This window comes from Monashia sp. NPDC004114 (genome assembly GCF_053603855.1).
Map to the genome: position 1 here is coordinate 120154 of NZ_JBSGGK010000005.1, position 22147 is coordinate 142300.

Annotated in this window: 17 protein-coding genes; 16 read left to right on the forward strand and 1 reads right to left on the reverse strand. The window is 70.4% G+C overall.

Translation table 11 applies throughout. The features are described from left to right. Window positions 1-94 precede the first annotated feature (94 nt). The 16 genes from ACWEOW_RS08820 (at window position 95) to ACWEOW_RS08895 (ending at window position 20441) form a co-directional block, all read left to right on the forward strand. Complete coding sequence (locus ACWEOW_RS08820; RefSeq protein WP_452268940.1) at window positions 95-1312, forward strand: DUF6986 family protein; 1218 nt, start codon at window positions 95-97, stop codon at window positions 1310-1312. Between the two features lie 244 nt (window positions 1313-1556). Beyond that, complete coding sequence (pucL, locus tag ACWEOW_RS08825; protein WP_452268810.1) at window positions 1557-2471, forward strand: factor-independent urate hydroxylase; 915 nt, start codon at window positions 1557-1559, stop codon at window positions 2469-2471. Between the two features lie 23 nt (window positions 2472-2494). Next, the gene (uraD, locus tag ACWEOW_RS08830; protein WP_452268811.1) at window positions 2495-4438 is read left to right on the forward strand and encodes a 2-oxo-4-hydroxy-4-carboxy-5-ureidoimidazoline decarboxylase; all 1944 of its coding nucleotides are present in this window, start codon (window positions 2495-2497) and stop codon (window positions 4436-4438) included. A 79-nt stretch (window positions 4439-4517) separates the two neighbouring features. Beyond that, the gene (gene uraD, locus ACWEOW_RS08835) at window positions 4518-5039 is read left to right on the forward strand and encodes a 2-oxo-4-hydroxy-4-carboxy-5-ureidoimidazoline decarboxylase (protein ID WP_452268812.1); all 522 of its coding nucleotides are present in this window, start codon (window positions 4518-4520) and stop codon (window positions 5037-5039) included. Further along, window positions 5039-5365 carry a hydroxyisourate hydrolase gene (gene uraH / locus ACWEOW_RS08840; protein ID WP_452268813.1) on the forward strand — a complete coding sequence of 109 codons (327 nt, stop codon included), beginning with the start codon at window positions 5039-5041 and terminating at the stop codon, window positions 5363-5365. Before uraD (ACWEOW_RS08835) ends, uraH begins: the two co-directional genes overlap by 1 nt. After that, window positions 5355-6746, forward strand: coding sequence for an 8-oxoguanine deaminase (locus tag ACWEOW_RS08845; protein ID WP_452268814.1), 1392 nt, complete (start codon window positions 5355-5357; stop codon window positions 6744-6746). Before uraH ends, ACWEOW_RS08845 begins: the two co-directional genes overlap by 11 nt. A 111-nt stretch (window positions 6747-6857) precedes the next feature. After that, window positions 6858-7694 (forward strand): hydroxypyruvate isomerase family protein, encoded by an 837-nt coding sequence (locus tag ACWEOW_RS08850; protein WP_452268815.1) that lies wholly within the window; start codon window positions 6858-6860, stop codon window positions 7692-7694. Then, a complete protein-coding gene (locus ACWEOW_RS08855; protein ID WP_452268816.1) occupies window positions 7616-8671 on the forward strand; it encodes a 2-hydroxy-3-oxopropionate reductase in 1056 nt (351 codons plus the stop codon). The genes ACWEOW_RS08850 and ACWEOW_RS08855 overlap by 79 nt, the downstream gene beginning before the upstream one ends. An 84-nt stretch (window positions 8672-8755) precedes the next feature. Continuing rightward, on the forward strand, window positions 8756-10534 hold the full coding sequence (gcl, locus tag ACWEOW_RS08860) for a glyoxylate carboligase (protein ID WP_452268817.1): 1779 nt from the start codon (window positions 8756-8758) through the stop codon (window positions 10532-10534). Window positions 10535-10542: 8 nt separating this feature from the next. Then, the gene (locus ACWEOW_RS08865; protein WP_452268818.1) at window positions 10543-11790 is read left to right on the forward strand and encodes a glycerate kinase; all 1248 of its coding nucleotides are present in this window, start codon (window positions 10543-10545) and stop codon (window positions 11788-11790) included. Next, a complete protein-coding gene (gene allB, locus ACWEOW_RS08870; protein WP_452268819.1) occupies window positions 11772-13142 on the forward strand; it encodes an allantoinase AllB in 1371 nt (456 codons plus the stop codon). The genes ACWEOW_RS08865 and allB overlap by 19 nt, the downstream gene beginning before the upstream one ends. Beyond that, complete coding sequence (locus ACWEOW_RS08875) at window positions 13139-13978, forward strand: bifunctional allantoicase/(S)-ureidoglycine aminohydrolase (protein WP_452268820.1); 840 nt, start codon at window positions 13139-13141, stop codon at window positions 13976-13978. Before allB ends, ACWEOW_RS08875 begins: the two co-directional genes overlap by 4 nt. A 196-nt stretch (window positions 13979-14174) precedes the next feature. Then, entirely contained in the window at window positions 14175-15863 is a 1689-nt protein-coding gene (locus tag ACWEOW_RS08880; protein WP_452268821.1) for a xanthine dehydrogenase small subunit, read from the forward strand. After that, on the forward strand, window positions 15860-18337 hold the full coding sequence (gene xdhB, locus ACWEOW_RS08885) for a xanthine dehydrogenase molybdopterin binding subunit (protein ID WP_452268822.1): 2478 nt from the start codon (window positions 15860-15862) through the stop codon (window positions 18335-18337). Before ACWEOW_RS08880 ends, xdhB begins: the two co-directional genes overlap by 4 nt. Further along, window positions 18334-19155: a xanthine dehydrogenase accessory protein XdhC gene (xdhC, locus tag ACWEOW_RS08890; RefSeq protein ID WP_452268823.1), complete on the forward strand. Its 822-nt coding sequence runs from the start codon at window positions 18334-18336 to the stop codon at window positions 19153-19155. Before xdhB ends, xdhC begins: the two co-directional genes overlap by 4 nt. After that, window positions 19152-20441, forward strand: a complete 1290-nt coding sequence (locus ACWEOW_RS08895) for a guanine deaminase (RefSeq protein WP_452268824.1) — start codon at window positions 19152-19154, stop codon at window positions 20439-20441. Before xdhC ends, ACWEOW_RS08895 begins: the two co-directional genes overlap by 4 nt. A gap of 4 nt (window positions 20442-20445) precedes the next feature. On the opposite strand, the gene aceB is transcribed toward ACWEOW_RS08895, so the two are convergent. Beyond that, a complete protein-coding gene (gene aceB / locus ACWEOW_RS08900; protein ID WP_452268825.1) occupies window positions 20446-22065 on the reverse strand; it encodes a malate synthase A in 1620 nt (539 codons plus the stop codon). Between the last annotated feature and the right edge of the window lie 82 nt (window positions 22066-22147).

The window sequence follows — 22147 nt, forward strand, 5'->3', positions numbered from 1 at the left end:
CAGAAGTTACTATCCGCAGAACAGAATTTCTGCACAAGGGAGTGCCGCCATGCCTGGAAACGACCAGCCCACCCCGACTCACCAGCGCGATCGGATGGACATCGGCGCGCTGGCCGACGCCCTCGACGACCTCCTGCTCGAGGCCGACCGCGATCTCACGTCCCGCTATCCGGGCCCCCGTGCCGGACGGCAGCCGGTTCACACCGTCTACGTCCCGGCCGACCGCCTCGAGCCTGACCTGGTGGCCGCGTGGGGTGCGACTGCGGCGGAGAGTCTCGACTCCCATGCCGACACGTTCTCCGAGCTGGTCGGTGACCCCGAGATCGTGGAGGCCGTGCGCCGCAAGCTCGCGACCGAGCCCATCGAGGACCTTCGCATCGACTTCGAGGACGGTTACGGCAACCACACGGACGGCGACGAAGACGCGACCGTCGACCGCGCCGCGGCCCTGCTGCGCGACTCTCTAGCCGATGGCACGGCCCCACCGTTCACGGGCATCCGCTTCAAGTCGTTCGAGGCGCCGACCCGTCGCCGCGGCCTGGGCACTCTGGTCCGCTTCCTCGAGGCGGTCGCCGAAGACGGTTCTCTCCCAAGCGGGTTCGTGGTCACGTTGCCAAAGGTGACGAGCGTCGGACAGGTCGAGGCGATGGTCCACGCCGCCGACCGCCTGGAGCACGACCTCGCCCTCGCCACCCGCATCGGCTTCGAGATCCAGGTCGAGACCCCACAGTCGATCCTCGGTCCCGACGGCTCTGCGCTGGTGGCCCGCATGATCCACGCCTCTGCCGGCCGGTGCACGGGCCTGCACTACGGCACGTACGACTACTCCGCCTCCCTCGGCATCGCCGCCGAGTTCCAGGCCATGGACCACCCTGCCGCCGACCACGCCAAGGCCGTGATGCAGGTGGCCGCCGCAGAGACGGGCGTACGCCTCTCGGACGGGTCCACGAACGTCATCCCCATCGGCAGCCCGGAGGCCGTCGCCCACGCCTGGGCCCTTCACCACCGGCTGGTCGGGCGGTCCCTGGCACGCGGCTTCTACCAGGGATGGGACCTTCACCCGGCCCAGCTGCCGACGAGGTACGCAGCCGTCTTCGCCTTCTACCGCAAGGGTTTCGACGCGGCGGCGACGAGGCTCGGCAACTACGTCGCGCATCGAGCGTCTGAGTTCATGGACGAGCCGGCGACCGCCCGCGCACTCGCCGACTTCGTGCTGCGTGGCCTCGACTGCGGCGCGGTCGACCCGGCCCTTGCGATGTCGCGCACCGGACTCTCCCGCGACGGATTGGCCGCCCTGGCCAGGCGCGCCTGACGGCACCCTCCCCCGAGCCGGGCGAGACGGCATACGACCCGGGTTCCACTCGACCCGGCTCGGACAGACCGTTGACGCCCGCCAGGCCCGGCCATATCCTTCCGTTATTCGATAACTTAATTCCGCATCTCGGAAACTAGATCACCCAGGGCCGAACCCCTCCCCACCGCGACCCCGACCACGGCACCCTGATGGGAGCACCGTCGCGAGCAGAACCGCCACGCATCGACAATGGAGTTGAAACATGAGCATCGTTCTGGGACCGAACCAGTACGGCAAGGCAGAGAACCGCGTCGTCCGCATCACGCGCGACACGGCTCGCCACGAGATCACCGACCTCAACGTGTCGACCTCGCTCCGGGGTGACTTCGCCGACGCCCACGTGACGGGCGACCAGTCCAAGGTCCTTCCCACCGACACGCAGAAGAACACCGCCTTCGCCTACGCCAAGAAGCACGGCGTGAGCTCGCCGGAGGACTACGCGTTGGCCCTCGCCGGCCGCTTCCTCGACGCCGCCCCGGCCGCAACCGGCGCGCGCATCGAGGTCGAGCAGTACGCCTGGGACCGGATCCCGGTCGGCGAGAACGGGCACGACCACGCATTCGTCCGGCGCGGCGGCGACGTCCGCACCACGGTGGTCACCCTGGACCGAGGCGCCCAGGCTGGAGACCGGACCGCCCACGTCATCTCGGGGCTCAAGGACCTCGTCGTGCTCAAGTCGACCGGCTCGGAGTTCAAGGGCTACCTCAGGGACGAGTACACGACCCTCGCCGAGACCGACGACCGCATCCTCGCGACCTCGCTCGTGGCCCGTTGGCGCTACCTCGGCACCGACGTCGACTGGAACAAGTCGTACGACAGCGTCCGCGACTCGCTCCTCGAGGTGTTCGCCACGACGTACAGCCGCGCCCTGCAGGAAACTCTCTACGCCATGGGCCAGACCGTTCTCGAGCGGCACCCGGACATCGCCGAGATCAGGTTCTCGGCCCCGAACAAGCACCACTTCCTCGTCGACTTCTCCCACTTCCCCGACGTCGAGAACCACGGCGAGGTCTTCATCGCCGCCGACCGGCCGTACGGCCTCATCGAAGCGACCGTCCTGCGTGACGACGTGCCGGCAGCCCCCCAGGCCTGGCTCGCCACGCCCGGCTTCTGCTGACGGACTCGGAAAGGACCACCACCATGAGCACGACCACCGTCGAACAGCCTCCCGCCCAGCGCCGCTCGCGGCACCCCGTCGACGAGGTGCTGCCCGCCCCGAAGCTCTTCGTCTACGGCTTCCAGCACGTCCTCGCCTTCTACGCCGGCGCGGTCATCGTCCCGATCCTGCTCGCGAGCGCGATCCACCTGAGCACCGAAGAGCTCATCCACCTCATCAACGCCGACCTGTTCACCTGCGGCATCGCCTCGATCATCCAGTCGATCGGCTTCTGGAAGGTCGGCGTCCGGCTCCCGCTCCTTCAGGGCGTCACGTTCACGGCCGTCTCGCCCATGATCGCCATCGGCCTCGCGGCCGGGGGCGGCACGGAGGGCCTGCTGGTCATCTACGGCGCGGTGATCATCGCCGGCCTGTTCACGTTCTTCATCGCGCCGTACTTCAGCAGGCTGATCCGCTTCTTCCCGCCGGTCGTCACCGGCTCGGTGATCCTCATCATCGGCATCGCCCTGCTCCCCGTGGCAGCCGCTGACGCGGTCGGCGGGGCCGGGCCCGAGGGAGACCCGTCGAGCGGGCGCAACATGGCCTACGCGCTCGGCACGCTCTTCCTCATCGTCATCATCCAACGCGTCTTCAAGGGCTTCATGGCCACGATCGCCGTGCTCGTCGGCCTCGTCGCGGGCACGACTCTGGCCTGGATTCTCGGGGACGCCCACTTCGACAACGTCTCCTCGTCGAGCTGGTTCGGAGTGACGACGCCGTTCTACTTCGGCTGGCCGAAGTTCTCGATCGCCGCGATCATCTCGATGGTCGTCGTCATGCTCATCACCGCTGTCGAGACGACCGGCGACGTCTTCGCCACCGGCGAGATCGTCGAGAAGCGCATCGAGCGCGAGGACATCGCTCGGGCGCTGCGCGCCGACGGTGTCTCCACGACCATCGGCGGCATCTTCAACTCCTTCCCCTACACCTGCTTCGCCGAGAACGTCGGCCTGGTCCGGCTGACCAGGGTCAAGAGCCGCTACGTCGTGGCGACGGCCGGGTTGATCATGATCGTCATCGGCCTCATCCCGAAGGCCGGAGCGATCGTGGCCGGGATCCCGCACCCGGTGCTCGGCGGCGCGGCCCTGGCGATGTTCGCGACCGTTGCGGTCGTCGGCATCCAGACCCTTTCGCGAGTCGACTTCCACGACCACCGGAACGTCGTCATCGTCGGGACCAGCGTGGGCCTGGCGATGTACGTCACCGCCCAGCCGGAGGTCTCCCAGGCCGTGCCTGAGTGGGCCCAGATCATCCTCGGCTCCGGCATCACGCTGGGCAGCATCACCGCGATCCTGCTCAACCTCGTCTTCCACCACGTCGGGAGCAGGCGCGGACCGGCCGTCGCCGGCACCCCGGGCGCGCTCATCCGGCTGAGCCAGGTCAACGAGATGAGCCGAGACGAGTTCGTCGACACCTTCCGCGGCCTGTTCCAGGGCCCTGACTGGGTCGTCGAGCGGGCGTACGACCAGCGCCCGTTCGACGACACGAACGACCTCCGCCGGTCCTTCCAGGAGGCGCTCTTCGCGGCCACCAGGGAGGAGCAGCTCGAGCTGATCAGCTCCTACCCCGACCTCGGCGCCGAGAGCGTCGCCGGTGGCGAGGAGGGTGAGGGATCACTGCGAGACCAGTCGTCGCTCGGCCTGACCCGACTCGACGAGAAGGACCATCTCGAGCTGTCCGACCTGGACAACCAGTACCGCGAACGCTTCGGCTTCCCGCTCGTCACGTGCGTGCGCGATCGCGACTCGTTCAAGCAGGTGCTGCGTCATGGATGGCAGCGGCTGGGCAACTCCCCGAGTCAGGAGCATGCCGCCGCCCTCGTCGAGATCAGCAAGATCGCGGCATACCGCTTCGACGACCTCGTCGCCGACGCCAACCCGATCCACAGTGCCCGCCAGCGCATCGTCGACGTGGACCAGCTGGCATGAGCAGCCATCACTTGGCGCCTCGCTTCGCTGCGGCGCGCGCCGCAGCGCCTATCAGGCCTTCCCAGGATGGTGGTGTCGCGTGAGCAACCCAGCGGACCTGCGCTCCGCCCTCAGGCTCGACGAGTTCAACGCCGAGCCCGGCGAGTCACTGCGGCCGCGCCTGCTGGCGTGTCTCGGAGTCGGCCGGTGGGCCGATGAGGTCCTCGCCGGCAGGCCGTATGCCGCCCGGTCGGCCGTGTTCGACACGGCCGACCGGGCGGCCCGGCAGCTCGACGACCAGGAGCTCGCGTCGGCTCTGGCCGGACATCCACGCATCGGAGAGCGAGCGAGCGCGCCCGAGCACGATGCCGTCCGCTCGGCGCAGGAGCAGTCGGGGGTCGATCGGTCCGACGCCGAGGTCGCGGCGGCGCTGGCGGCCGGCAACGCGGCATACGAGGACCGCTTCGACCGGGTGTTCCTCATCAGGGCGGCGGGCCGTTCTGCGCACGAGATCCTGGCCGAGCTGCGGCGCCGCCTGAGCAACGACGAGGAGTCGGAGCGTGCCGAGACGATCGACCAGCTCCGGCAGATCGCCCTGCTCCGGCTCGAGGCGGTGGTCTAGTGGGCACCCTGAGCACCCACGTCCTCGACACGAGCCGTGGGGTCCCGGCGGCCGAGGTGCCGGTCACCCTGGAGACTGCAGATGGTCACGAGCTCGGGTCCGCGTCCACGGACTCGGACGGCAGGGTGGGCGTCATCGGGCCGGACCTGCTCGACCGCGGTGTCTACCGGCTGCGCTTCGACACGGCCGCCTACTTCGCGGCGACCGGCCAGGCCGGGTTCTATCCCGAAGTGACGATCTCCTTCACGATCGCCGACGCCGAGCAGCACTACCACGTGCCACTGCTGCTCAACCCCTTCGGCTACTCCACCTACCGTGGCAGCTGAGCCGCGGGGAGCGCGCGTCGTCCTCGACGGGTGCACCATCGTCACGATGGATCCGGGCCGTACCGAGTATGCCGTGGGACACGTCGTCATCGACGGCTCGCGCATCGCACGAGTGGCGTCCGGCCAGTTCGTGCCGACTGCGACGGACAGTGACGTTCGCGTCGTCGACGCCAGAGGTTGCGTCGCCACACCCGGCCTCGTCGACACGCACAACCACCTCTATCAGTGGGCGACCCGTGGAATCGCTTGTGACTCGACCCTCTTCGAGTGGCTGACGACCCTCTACCCGGTCTGGGCCGGTCTCGACGAGGACATCACCCATGCAGCAGCCGCCGGCGGGCTGGGGTGGCTCGCCCGCACCGGATGCACGACGAGCATGGACCACCACTACGTCTTCCCGCACACCGGAGGAGACCTGCTCGGCGCCGAGATCGCGGCCGCGGCGGAGGTGGGCGTGCGCTTCCTGGCCACCCGTGGCTCCATGGACCTCGGACAGTCACAAGGCGGCCTGCCCCCGGACCATGTCGTCGAGGACCTCGACCGCATCCTCCGGGCCACCGCGGACGCGGTCGACCGGCATCACGACGCGACGCCCGACAGCATGACCCGCGTCGGTGTCGCACCGTGCTCGCCCTTCTCCGTCACCGGCGACCTCCTTCGCGAGGCGGCAGCACTGGCTCGCGACAAGGGCGTTCGCCTGCACACGCATCTGGCGGAGACGACGGACGAGGCGGCGTTCTGCCGGGAGCACTTCGACCGCACGCCGGTCGAGTACATGGAGTCCCTCGGCTGGGTCGGTGACGACGTCTGGTTCGCCCACGGCATCCACCTGGACGACGAGGCGATCGGGACGCTGGCACGGTCGGGCACCGGCGTGGCCCACTGCCCGTCGTCGAACGCCCGGCTCGGCGCAGGCATCGCCCGAGCTCGTGCACTGCGCAATGCCGGCGTGCCCGTCGGCCTCGGCGTCGACGGACCGGCGTCGAACGAGGCATCGTCCATGCTCGAGGAGGCGCGGCACGCACTGCTGTTCGCCCGCGCCGTCGGCGGCCCCACCGCGCTCACCGTTCGTGACTCGCTCGAGCTGGCGACGATCGGCGGCGCACGGGTGCTCGGCTGGGACGACCAGATCGGCTCACTCGAACCAGGCAAGCTCGCCGACATCGCCCTGTGGCGGGTCGATGGGCTCGCCCACGGTGACATCGCCGACCCGGTCGCCGGGCTCGTGCTCGGCGACCGGCCACCACTCGAGCTGCTCCTCGTCGGCGGACGGCCCGTCGTCGAACGCGACCAGCTCGTCAGAGTCGAGCAGGAGACCCTCGCCGCCGCTCTCCAGGCCGCGAGCACATCACTGCTGCGCAAGGCGGCCGTCCTCGCCTGAGGCCCTCCTCGGGCGTCTCACGTGGTGGGCGCAGGATCTTGACCCGCCCACCGGCGCCCCCTTACAGTTTTGCATATCGGAAATCTATTTCCACATTACGGAAGTGATGAGATGACAGACCAGACGCCGAGCGGACCTGGAGGTCTGCGCTACCTCGCCAACTGCTCGATGCTGTTCACCGAGCTGCCGCTGCTCGAACGACCCGCAGCCGCCAAGGCGGCCGGCTTCGACACCATCGAGCTCTGGTGGCCCTGGCCCGACCAGCCGGTCCCCTCAGACCGCGAGGTCGACGCGCTCGTCCGGTCGGTCGAGGACGCCGGGGTGCGCCTCGCCGGGCTCAACTTCTTCGCCGGCGACCTGGCCGGGCCCGACTGCGGGGTGCTCTCGATCCCGGCCCGAGTCCAGCAGTTCCGCGACAACATCGAGGTCACCGTGGGCATCGGCGAGCGCCTCGGCACGGGCGCGTTCAACGCCCTCTACGGCAACCGGGTCGACGAGGCGGCGCCGGAGGAGCAGGACGCGCTGGCCCGAGAGAGCCTCGTCGCCGCTGCTCACGCCGCCGACAGCATCGGCGCCACGGTCCTCGTCGAGGCCGTGAGCGGGCCCAAGCCGTACCCGCTGCGCACGGCCGCGGACGCCGACGCCGTCGTGCGGGACGTCCGGGCCGCCGGCGCCGCCAACGTCGGCTTCCTGCTCGACCTGTTCCACCTCGCCAACAACGGCGACGACCTCGACCGCGCCGTCACGGCATACGGCGACACCATCGCTCATGTCCAGGTGGCCGACTGGCCCGGGCGCGGCGAGCCCGGCAGCGGCGAGCTCGACCTCGACCACTACCTCGGGCGCCTCGCCGACGGCGGCTACACCGGATGGGTCGGCCTCGAGTACAAACCCTCGACCACCACCACCGAGAGCCTCACCTGGCTCACTGCCGCTCGCCGCACCTGAGGCACGGCCCAGCGGCGTCCCACCGGGCCGCCTCCCCAGCGACCCGAGCTCGACATGCACGACCAGCACCGCAGCATCGAGGAGAGATCGATATGACCACCATCGCCTTCATCGGACTCGGCATCATGGGCAGCCCGATGTCAGTCCACCTGGCCCGCGCCGGCTACGAGGTCGTCGGCTACAACATCACGCCGAACCGCTACGGCCCCCTTCTCGAGGCCGGCGGCCGGGCGGCCGACTCCATCGCCGAGGCAGTCAAGGCGGCCGACATCGTGGCCGTCATGGTCCCGGACTCCCCCGACGTCCGCACCGTTCTCGCCGCCGACGACGGCGTCTTCGCGAACGCGCAGCCGGGCACACTGGTCATCGACTTCTCGTCGATCCGCCCGGACGTCACCGCCGAGCTCGCCGCCGAGGCCAAGACCAAGGGCTTCCGGATCCTCGACGCCCCCGTGTCCGGCGGCCAGGCGGGCGCCCAGAACGCCTCGCTGTCCATCATGGTCGGCGGAGCGACGGGAGACTTCGAGCAGGCCCGGCCGGTCCTCGAGACCGTCGGCCGCACGGTCGTCCATGTCGGCGGCAACGGCGCCGGCCAGACCGTCAAAGCGGCCAACCAGCTCATCGTCGCGGCCAACATCGAGGCCCTCGCCGAGGCCGTCGTCTTCCTGCGTGCCTACGACGTCGACCTCGACGCCGCGCTCACCGTCCTCGGTGGCGGCCTCGCGGGCTCGAAGGTGCTCGACCAGAAGCGCGACAACATGCTGCAGGACTCGTTCGAGCCCGGATTCCGGATCGACCTGCACCACAAGGACATGGGCATCGTCACCTCGGCAGCGCGCGAGGCCGGCGTGGTGCTCCCACTAGGCAGCCTCATCGCGACTCTGATGGCATCCGCCCGCGCCAACGGCGACGGTGCCCTCGACCACTCCGGCCTGCTCCGCGGCGTGCAGCGCCTGTCGGGCCAGCGGCCCGCCTGACCCACCTCCCCACCCGGACGGCATACCGACCCTCACGTCAGATGCAGGTATGCCGCGGGGTGACCTCACGCAAGGACACCTGACATGGCACGCATGACAGCAGCACAGGCAGCGGTGGAGATCCTGAAGAAGGAAGGGATCACCCACGTGTTCGGCCTGCCCGGAGCGGCGATCAACCCGTTCTACAAGGCGATGCAGACCCAGGGCGGCCTGCACCACACGCTCGCCCGGCACGTCGAGGGCGCCTCGCACATGGCCGAGGGCTGGACCCGAACCACGGCCGGCAACATCGGCGTCTGCATCGGCACGAGCGGCCCGGCGGGCACGGACATGATCACCGGCCTCTACTCGGCGAGCGCCGACTCGGTCCCGATCCTCGCGATCACCGGCCAGGCGCCGGTCGCCAAGCTCCACAAGGAGGACTTCCAGGCCGTCGACATCGCCTCGATCGCCAAGCCGCTGACGAAGATGGCGGTGACGGTCCTCGAGCCGGCGCAGGTGCCCGGCACCTTCCAGCAGGCCTTCCACCTCATGCGGTCCGGGCGTCCGGGTCCGGTGCTCATCGACCTGCCGATCGACGTCCAGATGGCCGAGATCGAGTTCGACATCGAGACCTACGAGCCACTGCCGGTGTACAAGCCGGCCGCGACGCGGGCCCAGGTCGACAAGGCTCTGGACATGCTGGCCGCCGCCGAACGTCCGCTCATCGTGGCCGGAGGCGGCATCATCAACGCCGACGCGGCGGACCTGCTCGTCGAGCTCGCCGAGCTGACCGGGGTGCCCGTCGTGCCGACCCTGATGGGCTGGGGCACCATCCCGGACGACCACGAGCTCAACGTCGGCATGGTCGGGCTCCAGACGAGCCACCGCTACGGCAACGCGACGATGCTCGCGTCCGACTTCGTGCTCGGCATCGGCAACCGCTGGGCGAACCGCCACACGGGCGACCTCGAGACGTACACGCAGGGACGCACGTTCGTGCACGTCGACATCGAGCCCACCCAGATCGGGCGAGTCTTCGCGCCCGACTACGGGATCGTGTCCGATGCGAAGGCGGCCCTCGTCCTGTTCGTCGAGGCGGCACGCGCCCGCCGTGACGCGGGCGCGCTTCCCGACCGGAGCGACTGGCTGGCCGACTGCACGGAGCGCAAGAGGACGCTGTGGCGCAAGACGAACTTCGACGTCGTGCCGATCAAGCCGCAGCGCGTCTACCAGGAGATGAACAAGGCTTTCGGCCGCGACGTGCGCTACGTCAGCACCATCGGCCTGTCCCAGATCCAGGCGGCCCAGCTGCTGCACGTGTACGAGCCGCGTCACTGGATCAACGCCGGCCAGGCGGGCCCACTCGGCTGGACGGTGCCTGCCGCGCTCGGAGTGGCCACGGCCGACCCCGACGCGACCGTCGTGGCACTCTCCGGCGACTACGACTTCCAGTTCATGATCGAGGAGCTCGCGGTCGGGGCGCAGTTCAACATCCCCTACATCCACGTGCTGGTGAACAACGCCTACCTCGGCCTGATCCGTCAGGCGCAGCGAGGGTTCGACATGGACTACTGCGTGCAGCTGTCCTTCGACAACATCAACGCACCTGAGATCAACGGCTACGGGGTCAACCACGTCAAGGTGGCAGAAGGGCTGGGCTGCAAGGCGATTCGCGTTCACGAGCCCGATGGCATCCGGCCCGCTCTCGAGGAGGCGAAGAAGCTGCTCGTCGAGCATCGCGTGCCGGTCATCGTGGAGGTGATCCTGGAACGTGTGACCAACGTGTCCATGGGCACCTCGATCGCGGCTGTCACCGAGTTCGAGGAGCTCGCCGTCAGCGACCTCGACGCACCGACGGCCCTCTACGCCAACCTCGACTGAGGTCCGCCATGCCACGTGTCGTCGTCGCACCCGACAAGTTCAAGGGCTCGCTCGGCGCGGCTGCCGTCGCTGGACACCTCGCCGCGGGCGTCCGCGCCGGCTGCCCGGACGCCGAGATCGTCATGATCCCCGTCGCCGACGGTGGCGACGGCACGGTCGACGCAGCGGTGGCGGCAGGGTTCCGCCGCGAGACCGTGCGCGTCACCGGACCCACGGGTATGCCGGTCGAGGCGTCGTGGGCGCGACGTGGCGGTGACGCCGTGGTCGAGCTCGCCTCGGCAAGCGGGCTCGCCCTGGTCCCCCAGGGCCTCCCCGCCCCCCTCACGGCGACGAGCCGCGGCACCGGAGAAGTCGTCCGGTCCGCCCTCGACGCGGGGTGCACGCGCATCGTCGTCGGCATCGGTGGCAGCGCGAGCACCGACGGCGGTGCCGGCCTGCTCGGGGCCCTGGGCGCGCGTTTCACGGACCGCCACGGCGGCTCCGTCGCCGACGGCGGTGCTCCGCTTGCCGAGGTGAAGGTCCTCGACCTCGATGGGCTGGACCCGCGGCTGCGCGAGGTCGAGCTCGTCGTCGCTTGCGATGTCGACAACCCGCTGAGCGGGCCGCGCGGAGCGGCGGCGGTCTACGGACCGCAGAAGGGCGCATCGGCTGCCGAGGTGAAGCTGCTCGACGCGGCTCTCGTCCACTGGGCGGACCTCGTGGCGGACGCGACAGGCCGCGACCTGCGGGACGCGCCCGGAGCGGGTGCGGCCGGCGGCGTCGGCTTCGCCCTCATCGGGGCCCTCGGTGCGACATCGCGACGAGGCGCCGACATCGTCTTCGAGCTCACCGGGCTGCGAGACGCGGTCGCCGGCGCCGACCTGGTCGTGACCGGCGAGGGGTCGATCGACGAGCAGACGCTGCACGGCAAGGCTCCGGCCGCGGTCGCCGAGGCGGCGCGAGCCGCGGGCGTGCCCGTTGTCGGGGTTGCCGGGAGGTGCCTCATCGACCGGGCCACGTGGGAGTCGGCCGGGTTCGCGACGGTCCTCACCACGACGGACGAGGCGGGCTCGGTCGAGGCGTCGATCGCGGCTCCCGGTCCGGCGCTGGAGCGGATCGGCGAGCGCATCGGCGAGCGGCTCGGACGACGGCTGGGCATGGGGCCTTCCGGCGCCACCGCGGAGCTCCGCGATCGCTCGCCCGAGGCGGCCACACGGCATACGGTCGGACTCGAAGGTACGACGAAGGAGTCCGCCGCATGGCTCTCGACACCCTGATCCGCGCGCCTCGCGCGGTCGTCGACGGCACCGTCAAGGCGGCGCTCGTCGGCATCGCAGACGGCCGGATCGTGCAGCTGCGCACCGCCGCCGCCCTCGATGACCTCGCGGCCACGTCCGCCGGGGGAGGGCTCGACGCCAGCGTCGTCGTCGAGCTCGCCCCGGACGAGGTGCTCCTGCCCGGCCTCGTCGACACCCACGTGCACGTCAACGAGCCCGGTCGCACCGAGTGGGAGGGCTTCGCCAGCGCCACCCGAGCGGCAGCCCTCGGTGGCGTCACCACGATCGTCGACATGCCGCTCAACTCGATCCCCCCGACGACGAATGTCGCCGCGCTGGAGGCCAAGCGAGCCGTCGCGCGCGACCAGGCGTTCGTCGACGTCGGGTTCTGGGGAGGCGCGGTTCCGGGCAACGTCGCCGACCTCGAGCCGCTGCACGACGAGGGCGTCTTCGGCTTCAAGTGCTTCCTGCTCCACTCCGGCGTCGACGAGTTCCCGCACCTCGAGCCGGACGAGCTCGAGGAGGCGATGCGCGAGACGGGCCGCCTGGGGGCCCTGCTCATCGTCCACGCCGAGGACTCGCACACGATCGAGCACGCACACGCTGCCGCCGGGCCGGCGTACGCGGGCTTCCTGCGGTCACGGCCCCGGGGCGCCGAGAACCTCGCCATCGCCGGGGTCATCGAGCTGGCCCGATGGACCGGCGCGAGGGCGCACATCCTGCACCTGTCGAGCTCCGACGCGCTGCCGATGATCCACAGCGCCCGCGAGGACGGCGTCGCCCTCAGCGCCGAGACCTGTCCTCACTACCTCACCTTCACGGCCGAGGAGATCCCTGACGGGGCAACGGAGTTCAAGTGCTGCCCGCCGATCCGAGAGGCGACGAACCGCGACCGGCTCTGGGACGGACTGGTCGACGGGGACATCGACCTCGTCGTGACCGACCACTCTCCCTGCACCGCCGACCTCAAGGCCTTCGACAGCGGCGACTTCGGCAAGGCCTGGGGCGGCATCGCCGGGCTGCAGGTCGGGCTGGCCGCGACGTGGACCGGGGCCCGCGCGAGAGGGCTCGCGCTGCCCGATGTCGTGCGATGGATGGCCGAGGCGCCCGCACGCCAGGTCGGCTTGGCCACGAAGGGGCGGATCGCGGAAGGCTTCGCCGCTGACCTTGCCGTCTTCGCCCCCGACGAGGAGCTCGTGGTCGACGCCGCCGCCCTCGCCCACAGGAACCCTGTGTCGGCGTATGCCGGCCGCACCCTGACCGGCATCGTGCGCCAGACCTGGCTTGCAGGCATACCCCTTGACGTCGACGCTCAGCCGCGCGGGCGGCTGCTGCGGAGAGGAGACGCATGAGCACCCCGAGCTACTACGCCCCGACCGGCGGGCTGCCGGCCCAGACCGACCTCACGACCGACCGCGCGGTCTTCACCGAGGCGTATGCCGTCCTGCCCCGGGGGACGATGCGCGACATCGTCACGAGCGTGCTGCCCTTCTGGGAGCGCACCCGGACGTGGATCATCGCGCGACCCCTGTCCGGCTTCGCCGAGACGTTCTCGCAGTACATCGTCGAGGTGTCACCCGGCGGCGGCAGCGACCGTCCCGAGCTCGACCCCGGGGCGGAGGGCGTCATCTTCGTCGTGAGCGGGACCCTGCGGCTCAGGGCGGGACTCGACGAGCACGTCATGGAGGCTGGCGGGTACGCCTACCTGCCGCCCGGGTGGCAGTGGACGGTGTCCGTCGACGAGGCGGCGAGCCAGCCGGCAACGTTCCACTGGGTCCGCAAGGCGTACGAGCTCGTCGAGGGCATCCAGCCGCCCGAGCTCTTCGTCACGCACGAGAGAGAGATCGACGCCTCGCCCATGCCCGACACGCACGGGGCCTGGACGACGAAGCGGTTCGTCGACCCGCTCGACGTGCGGCACGACATGCACGTCACCATCGTGACCTTCGAGCCGGGCGGCGTGATCCCCTTCCCGGAGACCCATGTCATGGAGCACGGGCTCTACGTGCTCGAGGGCAAGGCCGTCTACCTGCTCAACAACGACTGGGTCGAGGTGCAGGCGGGCGACTTCATGTGGCTGCGCGCCTTCTGCCCGCAGGCCTGCTACGCCGGTGGGCCGGGGCGGTTCAGGTACCTGCTCTACAAGGACGTCAACCGGCACGCGAAGCTGTCGAGGCAGTTCCTCTGATCGGAATCATCTATCCACATAGCGGAAATAATCCTGGGTGAACCCTTCCCTTGGCGCGACCCCCCGCGTACCATCGATGCAGCGCCCGACCGTTGTTCGGCATGGATAACCAGCGGTTCGGTTCACCCTCAACCATGCGGCTGATCCCTCGCTGATCGGTCCGAGCGGTGCAGTCCTGCACCACGAGGAGTGGACAATGGCGTCTTCCCTTTTCCCCACCACCGGAGCCTCTGGAGCACTTGGGGCACCTGGGGCACCCGGCGCGCCGGACGGCGGACCGTCGGTCACGGTCAACGGCGAGACCCTCGACCTCGCGGCCCTGCCTGCCTGGACGAGTGCGCTCGACCTGCTGCGCGCCTGCGGGCTCACGGGTGCCAAGGAAGGCTGCGCCGAGGGCGAGTGCGGGGCGTGCTCTGTGCTCGTCGCACGGCCCGGCTTCGCGCCGGACGGCTCGCCCGAAGGCACCCAGTGGACGGCGATCAACGCGTGTCTCATCCCCGCGGCCTCGCTCGACGGCCAGGAGGTCGTCACCGCAGAGGGCCTCGGCACCCCGACCGCCCTGCACCCGGTGCAGCGCGAGATGGCGCTGCGCGGCGGGTCGCAGTGCGGCTACTGCACGCCCGGGTTCGTCTGCAGCATGGCCGCCGAGTACTACCGCCCCCGCCGCTGTGGCACGCGTGACCCGAGTGACAGGAGTGACCGGGCGGCCACTCGAACGGGTCGGGAGCCGCGGGACGACACCCGGGCAGACAGTCGAGCGGCCGTGTCTTCACAGGAGTCACGGATGGCGAGTGACCGGAGTGACGGGGCGGCCACTCGATCGGATGGGGAGCACGGGCAACAGGGCGACCCCGAGCATGGTCCCAACGGCTTCGACCTGCACGCGCTGTCCGGCAACCTCTGCAGGTGCACCGGCTACCGGCCGATCCGCGACGCCGCCTACGCCCTCGGAGCACCAGAGGAGACGGACCCGTTCGCGGTCAGGCTCCACCAGGCGCCCCCGGCCGCCGTGGCCACTCGCCTCGACACGACGGCGGGCAGCTACTCGCGGGCGGCCGACCTGGCTGACGTCTTCGCCCTGATGGCCCAGCACCCCGACGCGGTCCTGGTGGCCGGCTCGACCGACTGGGGTGTGGAGGTCAACCTCCGAGGGACCCGAGCCGGTCAGGTGATCGGGATCGACCGGGTCGAGCAGCTGCGTGGTCTCACGATCGGCGACGACACCATCGAGATCGGCGCGGCTCTCACCCTGTCCGAGGTCGAGACGCGTCTCGAAGGCCGGGTTCCCTTGCTGGACGAGGTGTTTCCGCAGTTCGCGTCACGCCTGATCCGCAACGGCGCCACCATCGGCGGCAACCTCGGCACCGGTTCACCCATCGGCGACACCCCGCCCGCACTGCTCGCGCTCGAGGCAGGCGTGGTCCTGGCCTCGGCGCGCGGCGAGCGGGAGGTGCCGCTGGCGGACTACTTCACCGGTTACCGGCAGACCCAGCGGAGGCCAGACGAGGTCATCCGGGCGGTGCGCATCCCGTTGCCCCTCAGCCCGGTGGTGGCGTTCCACAAGATCGCCAAGCGCCGGTTCGACGACATCAGCAGCGTCGCGGTCGGCTTCGCCCTCACCATCTCGGACGGTGTCGTCGAGAAGGCACGGATCGGCCTCGGCGGTGTTGCAGCAACCCCGGTCCGGGCCCTGGCGACCGAGGCCGCCCTGGAGGGTCGGCCATGGACCAAGGATGTCGTCCGGGCGGCAGCAGCCGTGATGCGCCGCGAAGGCACGCCCATGGACGACCACCGGGCCAGCGCGGCATACCGAAGCACCATGCTCGGCACCGCGCTGCTCAAGCTCCACGCCCAGAACGCGACCCCGCAGGAGGTGGGAGCATGAGCCAGCTCTCCGAGCGCCCCGCGAACCCCGTCGTCGGGCTGGAGGTCCCGCACGAGTCCGCGGCCCTGCACGTCACCGGCGCCGCGCTCTACACCGACGACCTCGTCGGCCGGACCGCCGGCGTGCTGCACGCGTGGCCGGTCCAGGCCCCCCACGCGCGGGCCACGGTGACCGACCTGCGGGTCGAGCCGGCATACGGCGTGCCCGGCGTGGTGCGCGTCCTCACGGCTGCCGACGTGCCCGGCATCAACGACGCAGGCGTCAAGCACGACGAGCCACTGTTCCCCACGGAGGTGATGTACTTCGGCCACGCGGTGTGCTGGGTCCTCGGCGAGACGCTCGAAGCCGCGCGGCTCGGCGCCGCCGCTGTGGAGGTCGACTACGACCCGCACCCGGCCCTCGTGACAGTGACGGAGGCCATCGCGGCGGACTCCTACCAGGGCGCACAGCCGCGCCTCGAGCGCGGCGATGTCGAGGCCGGCCTGACGCGGTCGACCCGCACGTTCTCGGGCGAGCTCGAGTTCGCCGGCCAGGAGCACTTCTACCTCGAGACACACTGCGCCCTGGCCATGGTCGACGAGAACGGGCAGATCTTCGCCCAGTCGAGCACACAGCACCCGAGCGAGACGCAGGAGATCATCGCGCACGTCCTCGGGCTCGCGAACCACGACGTGACGGTGCAGTGCCTCCGGATGGGTGGCGGCTTCGGCGGCAAGGAGATGCAGCCGCACGGGCTCGCCGCCATCGCCGCACTCGGGGCGACGCTGACGGGACGACCGGTTCGACTGCGACTCAACCGAACCCAGGACATCACGATGACCGGCAAGCGGCACGGCTTCCACGCCTCCTGGCGAGTCGGCTTCGACGAGGAGGGTCGGCTCCAAGCGCTCGATGCGACGCTGACCGCCGACGGCGGGTGGAGCCTCGACCTGTCCGAGCCGGTGCTCGCGCGCGCCCTCTGCCACATCGACAACGCCTACTGGATCCCCGACGTCCGGGTGCAGGGGCGCATCGCCAGGACCAACAAGACGTCGCAGACGGCGTTTCGGGGGTTCGGCGGTCCTCAGGGCATGCTCGTCATCGAGGACATCCTCGGCCGGTGCGCGCCGCTGCTTGGACTCGACCCGATCGAGCTGCGCCGGCGCAACTTCTACGTCGAGGGCCAGGCCACGCCGTACGGCCAGCCGGTCCGCCACCCCGATCGGCTCGTCACCACCTGGGACGGCGTGCTCGCCAACGGGGACGTGCAACGGCGCCGCGCCGAGATCGCGGCCTTCAACGCGGCCCACGACGACGTCAAGCGGGCTGTCGCGCTGACACCGGTGAAGTTCGGGATCTCCTTCAACCTCACGGCTTTCAACCAGGCCGGCGCCCTCGTGCACGTCTACAAGGACGGCTCGGTGCTGATCAACCACGGCGGCACCGAGATGGGCCAAGGGCTGCACACGAAGATGCTCCAGGTCGCTGCGACGACCCTCGGCGTCCCGCTGCGCCGCGTGCGGCTCGCCCCGACGCGCACCGACAAGGTCCCCAACACATCGGCCACCGCGGCCAGCTCAGGTGCGGACCTCAACGGCGGCGCTGTCAAGAACGCCTGCGAGCAGATCACGGGGCGGCTGGCCCAGGTCGCCGCCGGGCGTCTCGGCGTGCACGCGAACGACGTGCGCTTCGCCGACGGCGTCGTCAGCGGGCTGGGAGGGGGCGAGCCGATCGCCTGGGACGACCTGGTGAGCCAGGCCTACTTCCAGCGGATCCAGCTGTGGGCAGCGGGCTTCTACCGCACCGAGGGCCTGCACTGGGACTCCTCGCGGATGCAGGGCTCCCCCTTCAAGTACTTCGCCTACGGCGTCGCCGCGACCGAGGTCGAGGTCGACGGCTACACCGGCGCCTACCGCACCCGCCGCGTGGACATCGTCCACGACGTCGGGGAGAGCCTGTCCCCGCTGGTCGACATCGGCCAGATCGAGGGTGGGTTCGTCCAGGGCGCAGGGTGGCTCACGCTCGAAGACCTCCGGTGGGACGAGAGCGACGGTCCGACCCGGGGGCGCCTCGCGACCCAGGCCGCGAGCACCTACAAGCTGCCGTCGTTCTCCGAGATGCCGGAGGTCTTCCACGTGTCACTCCTGGAGCACGCACACGAGGAGGGCGTCGTCTACGGGTCCAAGGCGGTCGGTGAGCCACCCCTCATGCTCGCGTTCTCCGTTCGCGAGGCGCTGCGCCAGGCCGCGGCGGCCTTCGGGCCCGAGGGGACCAGCGTCGACCTCGCATCGCCAGCGACACCCGAGGCGGTCTACTGGGCCGTCGAGGCGGCGCGGTCGCAGTCGCCGGGTGCCGACGATCCCACGCGCGCCTCGCGGGCCGGTCTCGCGGTCGGCCATGCCGCCGCGCAGGACTCCCCGGTGTCCAACGGTCTGCCCGCGCTGCACGCCGGCGACGGCGTCACGTCTGCCCAGTCGGTCGGAGCGGGCCGATGAACTGGGTGCGCGCCGTCGAGGCGCTGCGGGAGCAGCGCCGGGCCGGCGTCCTCGTCACCGTGACGGCCGTGCGGGGACATGCGCCCCGCGAGGCGGGGGCGAAGATGGTCGTGGCCGCCGATGCCGAGTGGGACACCATCGGCGGCGGCAACCTCGAGGCGACGGCCGTCGAGCGTGCCCGTGCCCTGATCGAGTCCGGTACGACATCGCCCGAGACGTTCACGATGTCGTTGAGCGACAAGGCTCCCAGCGAGCACGGCCAGCAGTGCTGCGGAGGCGAGGTGACGGTCCTGCTCGAGCCGCTCGCGGTGGTCCCAGCCGTCGCCATCTTCGGCATCGGACACGTCGGGCTCGAGCTCGCCCGGATCCTGGCCCGTCACGACATCGAGCTGCACCTGGTCGACTCCCGCGCCGCCCACGTCGAGCCCGCCCGGCTCCTGCCCCTCAACGATGCGGTCGCCCGCATCCATGTGCACCACTCCCCCGTGCCCGAGGTCGTCCTCGGGCAGGTGCCCGCCGGCACCCACGTCCTGGTCATGACTCACGACCACGCCGAGGATGCGGCGCTCTGCGACATGGCACTGCGCTCCGGACACCTCGGGTCGATCGGCCTGATCGGGTCGTCGTCCAAGTGGCGGCGCTTCGAGGTGCTGCTCCGGCGCGAGGGTCACGACGATGCCGCCCTGGCGCGCATCACGACACCCATCGGCCTGCCCGAGATCCCGGGCAAGGACCCCGCGACCATCGCCGTGAGCGTCGCCGGGGACCTCCTGCGGCGCTTTGCCACCGCACGCGCGGACGCGGAGGTCGTCCGGTGACCATCTACCGGGGCACGGTTCTCGACACGCCCAGCGGGGAGCACGCCTCCGGCATCCGCCTTCGGGCCGACTCCGACATCGCCCTGCGCGTCGTCGACGGCACCATCGTCGAGCGCGGCCCGTTCGCCGAGGTCAGTGGGCGGCATCGCGACGACGACGTCGTCGACCTCACGGACGGCCTCGTGCTCCCTGGGATGGTCGACACCCACGTGCACTTCCCGCAGGTGCGGGTCATCGGCGCCCTCGGTATGCCGCTTCTCCAGTGGCTCGACGAGTGCGCCCTTCCCGAGGAGGCCCGGCTCGCGTCGGTCGACTACGCCCGCGCCGTGGCGACGGAGTTCGTCAGCGGCCTGGTGTCGGCGGGCACGACGACCGCGCTCGTCTTCGGCTCGCACTTCGCGAGCGCGGTCGACGTCCTGTTCGAGGAGGTCGAGCGGGTCGGCGTGCGCGTCACGGCGGGACTCGTCGTCAGCGACCGCTCGCTGCCTGAGCCCCTCCTCAGCAGTCCGGAGCGCACGTACGACGAAGCGGTCGCCCTGGCTCGCCGGTGGCACGGTCGCGGACGCACGAGGTATGCCGTGACACCGCGCTTCTCGTACTCCGCCAGCGACGACATGCTCGACGCCTGTCGGTCGGTCCTCAAGGACGTCCCTGGCACGTGGTTCACATCGCACGTCAACGAGAACGCGGCCGAGATCGCAGAGGTGGCAAGGCTTTTCGTCGACGCACAGGACTACTGCGACACCTACGACCGGCATGGCCTCGTCGGTCCGAAGACCGTCCTCGCCCACAACGTGCACCCGACGGCCCGGGAGCTGGAGCTGCTGGCATCCCAGGGGGCGTCCGTCGCCCACTGTCCCACGAGCAACTCGGCGCTCGGGAGCGGCCTGTTCCCGCTGCGCACTCACATCGAGCACGGCACCAGGGTCGCCCTGGGCTCCGACGTCGGGGCCGGCACGGGGTTCTCGCTGTTCAAGGAGGGGCTGCAGGCGTACTTCATGCAGCAGCTGCTCGGTGACCAGGGCCTTCCGCTCGCCTCCCCCGACCTGCTGTTCCTGGCGACGCGAGCCGGGGCGCTGGCGCTCGGGCTCGACTCCGAGGTGGGTGACCTGTCGGTGGGCAAGCAGTTCGACGCCTTGTGGGTGCGGCCGGTCGACGGCGACCCGCTCGAGGTGGGCCTGCGACAGGCCTGCTCTCCCGAGGATGCCCTTGCCAAGGCTTTTGCGCTGGCGTGCCCCGCCGACGTCGCCGGTGTCTGGGTCGGCGGCGACCGCCTCAAGGGGTAGCCGGTCACTCGCCGTCGGCGAGAACCACCTCGTATGCCGGCAACGTGAGGAAGTCGGGGAACCTGTCGGCGAGCGCTGTGTCGACGAAGAGCTGACGGGCCCTGTCCCACAAGGGATCTGCGTCGAAAACGTCCCACCCGATGCGACCGCGCAGGCCGGCATACTCCTGCTCCACGACATCCTCGACGAGCTCACGCGTCACCGTCTCACCCGAGTCGAGCGCGACGTCGTTGTGGACCCACTGCCAGACCTGGGAGCGGGAGATCTCGGCCGTGGCGGCGTCCTCCATGAGGTTGTTGATGCCGGCGGCGCCATTGCCCGAGAGCCAGGCGTGGACGTACTGGATCCCGACGGCGACGTTGCCCCGCAGGCCTTCGATCGTCCGCGCGCCCGGCGTCTTGTCCACGGCAAGCAGGTCGGCACCGGCGACGGACACGTCGTCACGCTGCCGCTCGAGCTGGTTGGGCCGCTCGCCCAGCGTCGCGGTGAACACCTCCGCACACAACGGCACCAGGTCGGGATGAGCGACCCACGAGCCGTCGAAGCCCGCCGTCACCTCGCGAGTCTTGTCCTCGCGCACCTTGGCGAACGCCCGCTCGTTGACCTCCGGGTCACGGCGGCTGGGAATGAACGCCGCCATCCCTCCGATCGCCATGGCGCCACGGCGGTGGCAGGTGGCCACGAGCAGGTCGCTGTATGCCTTCATCATCGGCGCGTTCATCGTCACGTCGTTGCGGTCGGGCAGGGTGAAGGCCGGCCCCGCGTCGCGGAAGTTCTTGATGATCGAGAAGAGGTAGTCCCAGCGGCCGGCGTTGAGCCCGGCCGCGTGCTCCCGCAGCTCCCAGAGGATCTCGTCCATCTCGAAGGCGGCCGTGATCGTCTCGATGAGCACCGTGGCCCGAACCGTGCCTGACTCCAGACCCAGCACCTGCTCCGCGTGCGTGAAGACGTCGTTCCAGAGGCGCGCCTCGAGATGGGACTCCATCTTCGGCAGGTAGAAGTAGGGGCCCCGCCCCTGGCGCGCGAGCACCTGGGCGTTGTGCGCCATGAAGAGCCCGAAGTCGACGAACGCCGCCACCACTGGACGGCCGTCGATGCGCAGGTGGTCCTCGTTGAAGTGCCAACCCCGCGGACGCGGGAGGATCACCGGCGTCGAGCCGGGGTCGCGCACGGCGTACTCCTTGCCGTCGACGCTGGTGAACGTGATCGTCCCCCGGACGGCGTCGTAGAGGCTCACCTGACCGCCGACGACGTTGCGCCAGTGGGGGGTGTTGGCGTCCTCGAGATCGGCCAGCCAGACCTTCGCCCCCGAGTTGAGCGCGTTGATCGCCATCTTGCGGTCGGTCGGGCCAGTGATCTCGACCCGGCGGTCCTTCAGCGCGTCGGGGGGCGGCGGCACCTTCCAGTCGCCCTCACGCACCTCCCGCGTCTCGGGCAGGAAGTCGAGTGTCTTCCCGCCTGCGAGCGCCGCCCGCCGCGCCACCCGGGCTGCGAGCAGCTCGTCGCGGCGCGCGCCGAACCGGAGCTGGAGGTCGGCGACGAGGTCGAGCGCCTCCGGGGTGAGGATCTCGTCCTGTCGTTCGACGGTGGGGCCGTGGACGGTGATGGACCCGGTGGCAGCCATGCTCGCTCCTTCGCGACTCGGATGGGACTGGACACGCGCACGTCGCGTCGGCGACGGCGCCGGTCGGCCTGCAAGACTTGCG

Bases quoted from the DNA above. Each gene is read 5' to 3' on its own strand.
- ACWEOW_RS08820 (WP_452268940.1), top strand. From the start codon at position 95: ATGGACATCGGCGCGCTGGCCGACGCCCTCGACGACCTCCTGCTCGAG.
- pucL (WP_452268810.1), top strand. From the start codon at position 1,557: ATGAGCATCGTTCTGGGACCGAACCAGTACGGCAAGGCAGAGAACCGC.
- uraD (WP_452268811.1), top strand. From the start codon at position 2,495: ATGAGCACGACCACCGTCGAACAGCCTCCCGCCCAGCGCCGCTCGCGG.
- ACWEOW_RS08850 (WP_452268815.1), top strand. From the start codon at position 6,858: ATGACAGACCAGACGCCGAGCGGACCTGGAGGTCTGCGCTACCTCGCC.
- ACWEOW_RS08855 (WP_452268816.1), top strand. From the start codon at position 7,616: ATGGGTCGGCCTCGAGTACAAACCCTCGACCACCACCACCGAGAGCCT.
- gcl (WP_452268817.1), top strand. From the start codon at position 8,756: ATGGCACGCATGACAGCAGCACAGGCAGCGGTGGAGATCCTGAAGAAG.
- ACWEOW_RS08865 (WP_452268818.1), top strand. From the start codon at position 10,543: ATGCCACGTGTCGTCGTCGCACCCGACAAGTTCAAGGGCTCGCTCGGC.
- allB (WP_452268819.1), top strand. From the start codon at position 11,772: ATGGCTCTCGACACCCTGATCCGCGCGCCTCGCGCGGTCGTCGACGGC.
- ACWEOW_RS08875 (WP_452268820.1), top strand. From the start codon at position 13,139: ATGAGCACCCCGAGCTACTACGCCCCGACCGGCGGGCTGCCGGCCCAG.
- ACWEOW_RS08880 (WP_452268821.1), top strand. From the start codon at position 14,175: ATGGCGTCTTCCCTTTTCCCCACCACCGGAGCCTCTGGAGCACTTGGG.
- xdhB (WP_452268822.1), top strand. From the start codon at position 15,860: ATGAGCCAGCTCTCCGAGCGCCCCGCGAACCCCGTCGTCGGGCTGGAG.
- xdhC (WP_452268823.1), top strand. From the start codon at position 18,334: ATGAACTGGGTGCGCGCCGTCGAGGCGCTGCGGGAGCAGCGCCGGGCC.
- aceB (WP_452268825.1), bottom strand. From the start codon at position 22,065: ATGGCTGCCACCGGGTCCATCACCGTCCACGGCCCCACCGTCGAACGA.